The sequence below is a fragment of the Pseudonocardia sp. genome (genome assembly GCF_025465255.1).
Taxonomy (GTDB): domain Bacteria; phylum Actinomycetota; class Actinomycetes; order Mycobacteriales; family Pseudonocardiaceae; genus Pseudonocardia.
Genome location: NZ_JAODNI010000052.1, coordinates 1 through 5,788, shown reverse-complemented (window position 1 = coordinate 5,788; position 5,788 = coordinate 1). Strand labels below are relative to the sequence as shown.

4 protein-coding genes are annotated in these 5,788 nt (G+C 68.9%); all 4 read right to left on the bottom strand.

The features are described 5' to 3' along the window. Window positions 1-335 precede the first annotated feature (335 nt). A complete protein-coding gene (locus tag JWP64_RS05175; RefSeq protein WP_297492898.1) occupies window positions 336-1,301 on the bottom strand; it encodes a phosphotransferase family protein in 966 nt (321 codons plus the stop codon). An 89-nt stretch (window positions 1,302-1,390) separates the two neighbouring features. Next, the gene (locus tag JWP64_RS05170) at window positions 1,391-2,578 is read right to left on the bottom strand and encodes an acyl-CoA dehydrogenase family protein (protein ID WP_297492896.1); all 1,188 of its coding nucleotides are present in this window, start codon (window positions 2,576-2,578) and stop codon (window positions 1,391-1,393) included. A 97-nt stretch (window positions 2,579-2,675) separates the two neighbouring features. After that, window positions 2,676-3,764 (bottom strand): SDR family oxidoreductase, encoded by a 1,089-nt coding sequence (locus JWP64_RS05165; RefSeq protein ID WP_297492893.1) that lies wholly within the window; start codon window positions 3,762-3,764, stop codon window positions 2,676-2,678. A 199-nt stretch (window positions 3,765-3,963) separates the two neighbouring features. Beyond that, window positions 3,964-5,619 carry an AMP-binding protein gene (locus tag JWP64_RS05160; RefSeq protein ID WP_297492890.1) on the bottom strand — a complete coding sequence of 552 codons (1,656 nt, stop codon included), beginning with the start codon at window positions 5,617-5,619 and terminating at the stop codon, window positions 3,964-3,966. Window positions 5,620-5,788: the final 169 nt, after the last annotated feature.

Below are 5,788 nucleotides of genomic sequence, written 5' to 3'. Positions count from 1 at the left end.
CTCACTGAGGCGGCCGAGCAGGAACCGGAGGCGGAGAAGCGCGGCCGGCTGCGCCGTGCGGCAAGCAGCGTCGGCGAAGTGGGCCGCGACGTGTTCGCGGAGGTGCTCGCATCGGCAGGCCACGCCCAGGCCGTGGCCTGCAGGTGATCCTCGGTGAGGCGGACCGCGCCGGGGAAGGCTCGTAGGAAGCGGCTGAGCAGCATCGCTGCCGCCATGGCGTCGTCGCGGGCGGTGTGCCAGGCCATATCCGGCAGGCCCGCCGCGGCGCAGCAATCCGCAGTGTTCGCTGGCGGGCCCGGGTCATCGTTTGGGCGGGAACGCGACGAAGGTCTAGATCAGCCTCGTGCCTTGCTGCCGGACTGAGGTGGCGACAGTGCCGCCAGGCCGGAGGCGGCGAGCAGCGGGACCGCGCCCCCGGCGCTGGTGAAGTCGCTTCCGGCGTCGTGACCGGCCAGGTGGCGGGCGTGGATGCCTGCTGCGATCACCGCCGATTTGAAGTAGGCCAGGCCGAGGTGGAAGTCGAGTTGATGGACCGGGCGACCGGATTTCAAGGCGTAGTGCTGCACGAGGTGGTCGGTGGGGGGCATGCGTGGATCGGCGGAGGCGGCGTTGCCACCAAGTACCGGGGAGAACGCCTGGTCGCGGTAGACGAGGTGCAGGGCGAGGTCGGCGAGTGGATCGCCGAGGGTGGCCATCTCCCAGTCGATGAGTGCCCGGACGGTGGTGTGCTCGACGGGGTCGAGGATGGCGTTGTCGATACGGACGTCGCCGTGAACGATGGAGTGCCCGCTTTCCCGCGGGCATTTCTCGCTGAGCAGCCGACCCAGGCTGTCGACGTCGGGGACGGGCTCGGTGGCGACCCGTGACCACTGGTCGGTCCAGCGCGCGACTTGGCGGCGCAGATAGCCATCGGGTCGGCCGAATTCAGCGAGACCGACGGATTCAGGTTCGATGTTGTGCAGGGCAACCATCACGTCGATGAGCGCCTCGGAGATGTCCGCTAGCTCGGTCGAGGAGAGGCGCGCGATGTCGTCTCGGCTGCGCAGAACGGCTCCGTCGACGTGCTCGACCACGGCGAAGGGGGCGCCGATGATCGATGTGTCGTCGGCGTAGGCGACCGGGCGGGCGACCGGAACGGTGCTTCCGCGCAGTGCCTCGACGACGTGGTACTCGCGGTGCATGTCGTGGGCTGAGGGGGTGAGGCCGCCGAGCGGGGGTCGGCGCAGCACCCAGTGGCTGCTTCCGTCGGTGATGCGGTAGGTGAGGTTGGAGCGGCCGCCGGAGATCAGCTCCGCGTGCAATGTCCCTGTCACCTCGGGCACTCGTGCGTCGAAGAATCTCTGCAGGCGGGGAAGGTCGAGGCCGGGGACGGTGGTGTGGGCGTGGCGGCTCATGACGCAGTCCGGGCTCGGCGGGCGGTGCGGCGGGCGATGGACCAGCGGTGGGTCTCGGAGGGCCCGTCGTAGATGCGGAAGGGGCGCACCTCTTGCAGGAACCGGCCCAGCGGGAGGTCGCCGGAGATCCCGAGAGAGCCGCAGATCTGGAGTGAGCGATCGACGACGCGCCAGACTGCTTCGGAGGTGAACGTCTTGGCGATGGAGGTCGCCTGGGCTGCAGAGCGCCCCTGATCGAGCTCCCAGCAGGCCTGCAGGACAAGGCCCCGGGACGCGGCAATGTCGATCTCGTTGTCGGCGATCATCGCCTGGACCATGCCGAGGTCCGCCAGGGTCGAGCCGAACACCGAGCGCTCGTTGGCGCGTGCCACGGCGATGTCCTGAGAGTGGCGGGCGATACCGAGCCAGCGCATGCAGTGCGTCATCCGCGCAGGTCCGAGCCGCACCTGGGCGTAGCGGAAGCCTTCGTCGACCTCACCGAGGACGGCGTCGTCGGGCACGATGCAGCCGTCGAAGAGCACCTCGAGGTGGCCGCCGTAGAGCGACTGGTCGAGGGTGTCGATGTGGCGGAGCAACTTCATGCCTGGGTTGTCGGCGTCGACGAGGAACATCGTCGCACCTCCGGCGTCACCGGGGGCTCCGGATGTGCGGGCCATGCAGATGGCGAAGGCGGCGCCATCGGCTCCGGTGGCGAACCACTTGCGGCCTTGGATGCGCCAGCCGCCAGGCACACGCTCGGCGACGGTGGAAAGCGCGGCTGCGTCCGAGCCTGCCCCGGGCGCCGGTTCGGTCATCGCGAAGCAGGACCGGGCCTCTCCGCCGGCCAGCGGAGCCAGGTACTTCTCCTTCTGGCCGGTGGTGGCGATCGCCTCGAGCATGTGCATGTTGCCCTCGTCGGGCGCGGCGATGTTGAGGGCGAGCGGGCCGAGCAGCGCGTATCCGGCCTCCTCGAACACGATTGCCCGGCCCCGCATATCGAGCCCGTGGCCACCCCATTCCGCACTGACGTGGGGGGCGAACACACCCGCGGCCTTCGCCGCTGCCTGTAGCTCACGTCGTGTCGTCTCCGAGCGCACGATTCCGTGGCAGTCCTGCTCGACGGGAAGGACCGTCTCACGCACGAAGGTGGCGGTGCGTTGGGCGAGGGCGGCGACCTCTGGGACGGGGGCGAAATCGATAGGCATGCGATGTCCTCGGGGACGGGTGCGGACAAGCGGCGCAGACGACGAGAAGGGAGGCCGTGCCGCGCGACCAACTGCGCAGACACGGCCTCCCGGTTGGTTACCGGGCGGGAGGAAGTACCCGGCGGTCCTGGAGGACCTTCAACCAGTGCACGAAGGTCTCTTCGGTGTCGCGGACCTCGGTGAAGCCGGCCTGCTTGATCTTGACGGTGCTGACGAACGCGGGCGGCGGGGGCTCGGTGGCGCCGTAGGCCATGCAGAAGTCGGCGTAGAAGTGGGACTCCCCGAGCAGCTCCTCGATGCTGAGCTGCCGCAGCCCGTGCTTGGCGACGATCTTGTCCCAGACGTCGGCCTTTGTCGGCAGGTACTCCCCGAGGGAGACCGGGTTGTCGGGCCCGACCTCGACGCCGAGGGTCTCGGCCATCGCCGGCCACAGGTCACGCCATTCGAAGACCTCGCCGTTGGTGAGGTTGAAATGCTGCCCGTGCGCGGCGGGTGCCTCGGCGGCCCAGCGGATGGCGTTGGCGACGAGGCGGGTGTCCACGGCCTCCCACACGTAGGGGACACCTCCGGGGAAGCCGAACGGACGGCCCTCCTCCTTGCAGATCGCCGCGTAGGCCCCGATCACAGGCGGCAGGTTCATCACGACACCGGTGTTCGGCCCGACGATCAGCTGCGGGCGCATGATCGTGAACTGGAAGTCCGCGGTGGCGGACTTGTCCTTGATGTAGTCCTCCTGGAGCCAGTAGAAGTTGGCGTGGTCGTCGCGCGGGAAACGCTCGCGCGCCGGGGTTCGCATCGGGTGCAGGTGGATGCCGTAGGCCTTGGTGCCCTGCAGCAGCGTCACGTGCTGCAGGTTCGCGCCCTCGGTCAGGGGCTCGATCAGGTTGCGCAGCATCGCCAGGTTGGTGTCCATCTGGTCCTGCTCGGTCCAGCCGGCGATCAGGCCGGGCTTCTCGAACACCGCGGTGTAGACGACGTGCGTGACCTCGGGCAGGTCCTGAACCCCGGCTCGGGTGGCCGCCTCGTCCTGAAGGTCGAGGGGAAGGTGCCGGAAGGGCTTGTCGCTGAAGATCTCCGGCTGGCGGCGCGACACCGCGATGACGTTCCAGCCGTCGTCGAGGAACCGGTCGACGCAGGCGGCGCCGACCACGCCGCTGGCGCCGGCGATGAGAACCGTGTTGGCCATCGAACACTCCTTTGTGCTGATATCAGCCCCGCGGACGGGCACCGCGCGGGCATGCGGAGTCAGGACGCCGGCACACACCGGCATCCTGGGAGCGAGAACAGGGGTGCGATGGCGCCGGGCCGCACTAACACGGGCCCGGCGCCGCGCATGGGTCACGCCGCCGCAGACCTCGCCGCGGCGACGTGACGCCCGCTGCGGGTCAGCCTCGGGTACGAAGCTCGCGCCGCAGGACCTTCCCGCTCACGGTCTTGGGGATCTCGTCGAGGATCTCGACCTGCCGCGGGTACTTGTAGGCGGCCATGCGTTCCTTGGCGAACGCGATGATCTCCTCGGAGGTCGTACTGGCCGGACCCTTGAGCGAGACGAACGCCTTGACCGTCTCGCCGCGGTACTCGTCGGGGACACCGACGACGGCGGCCTCTCGAACCGAGGGGTGCTCGTAGAGGACGTCCTCGACCTCGCGGGGCCACACCTTGTACCCGCCCACGTTGATCTGATCCTTCTTGCGGTCGACGATGTAGAACCAGCCCTGCTCGTCCATGTAGCCGACGTCCCCGGTGTGCAGGACACCGCCCGGAAGGGCCTTGGCGGTCTCCTCCGGCTTGTTCCAGTATCCGGCCACCACTTGCGGGCCCGCGGTGACCAGCTCGCCGATCTGACCGGCGGGCAGGTCCCTGCCCTCCTCGTCGACGATCCGCACCACGGTGTTGTAGACGGGCACGCCGACCGACAGCGCCCCGGAATCCGGATCCACCGGTGCCACGGCGTGGAAGGGCACCGCGTGCGACGGGGAGGTCGTCTCGGTCAGCCCGTAGATGTTGTGGATGTAGTGCCCGAACGTGTCCTGGAACGCCTGCACCGTGCTCGGCGGGATCGGGGCCCCGCCGGAATAGACCTTCGTCAGGGTGGCGAGCTTCGCCTTGTCGGCGTTCGGCGCGTTCATCAGCGCGATGTAGACGGTGATCGAGCCGACCGTGAAGGTCGCCCCTTCGGCCTCGACCGTGTCCAGGGTCAGGGCGGGGTCGAGGCGATACATCAGCACCAGGGGCGCGCCCGTCAGCAGCGAGACGGCGATGTGCCCGACCAACCCGGTGATGTGGAACAGCGGGGCGATCCCGAGCACGACGTCCTCGGCACCCAGCCCGATCCAGTCCCGGTAGGTCTGGGCGTTGAACACCACGTTGCGGTGTGTGGTCATCGCGCCCTTCGGCGGGCCTGTCGTCCCCGAGGTGTAGGTCAGGAACGCCACGTCGTCGGGACCCAGCTCCACCGCGGGCGGTGTAGCGCCCTTGTGCTGCTCGAGCAGCTCCAGCAGGTCGATCGTTCCCGGGCAGGCGATGCGTTCGACCCCGGCGAACACGCTCTTGTCGTTGCGGGTCTGCAGGTCCAGCTCGGAGGTGGTGATCACCGTGCGTACCGCCGTGCCGGGCAGCACCTTCACCACGACGTCGCGGTGCAGCGACTGCAGGCAGACCAGCACGGTGGCACCCGAGTCGGTCAGCAGCTCGGTGAGCTCCCGCTCCTTGTTCATCGGGTTGATCGACACCGCGATACCGCCGGCCTTCCAGCTGCCGATCTGGGCGATGACGAACTGCGGCACGTTCTGGGCGAAGATCGCCACGCGCTCACCGGGCTGGAAGCCCTCCGCGGTGATACCTGCGGCGAACGCGTCGGTCAGCTCGTCGAGCTGACGGAAGCTGATCCTGCCGTCGAAGTAGCGGAGTGCGTTCCCCTCCGGAGTGCGCGCCACCGTGGCCTTGAACATGGCCAGAGCGTTGCCGTACTCGGGGGCGATGTCCGCGGGCTGCCCTTCGTCGTAGCGGGCCAGCCACGGCTTGTCGTCGTAGATGGACATCGTCTCTCTCAGCGGATCGCGATCGGGTTGACCGGCGCGCCCGTGCCGTTGACGACCTTGAGCGGAGCGGCCGCGTAGAGGAACGACCAGCGGTTGTCCGCGGCGCACGCGTCCGCGAGGTCGTCGAGCCAGGCGATCTCGGTGAGGGTGACGCCGAGGTTGCGCATGA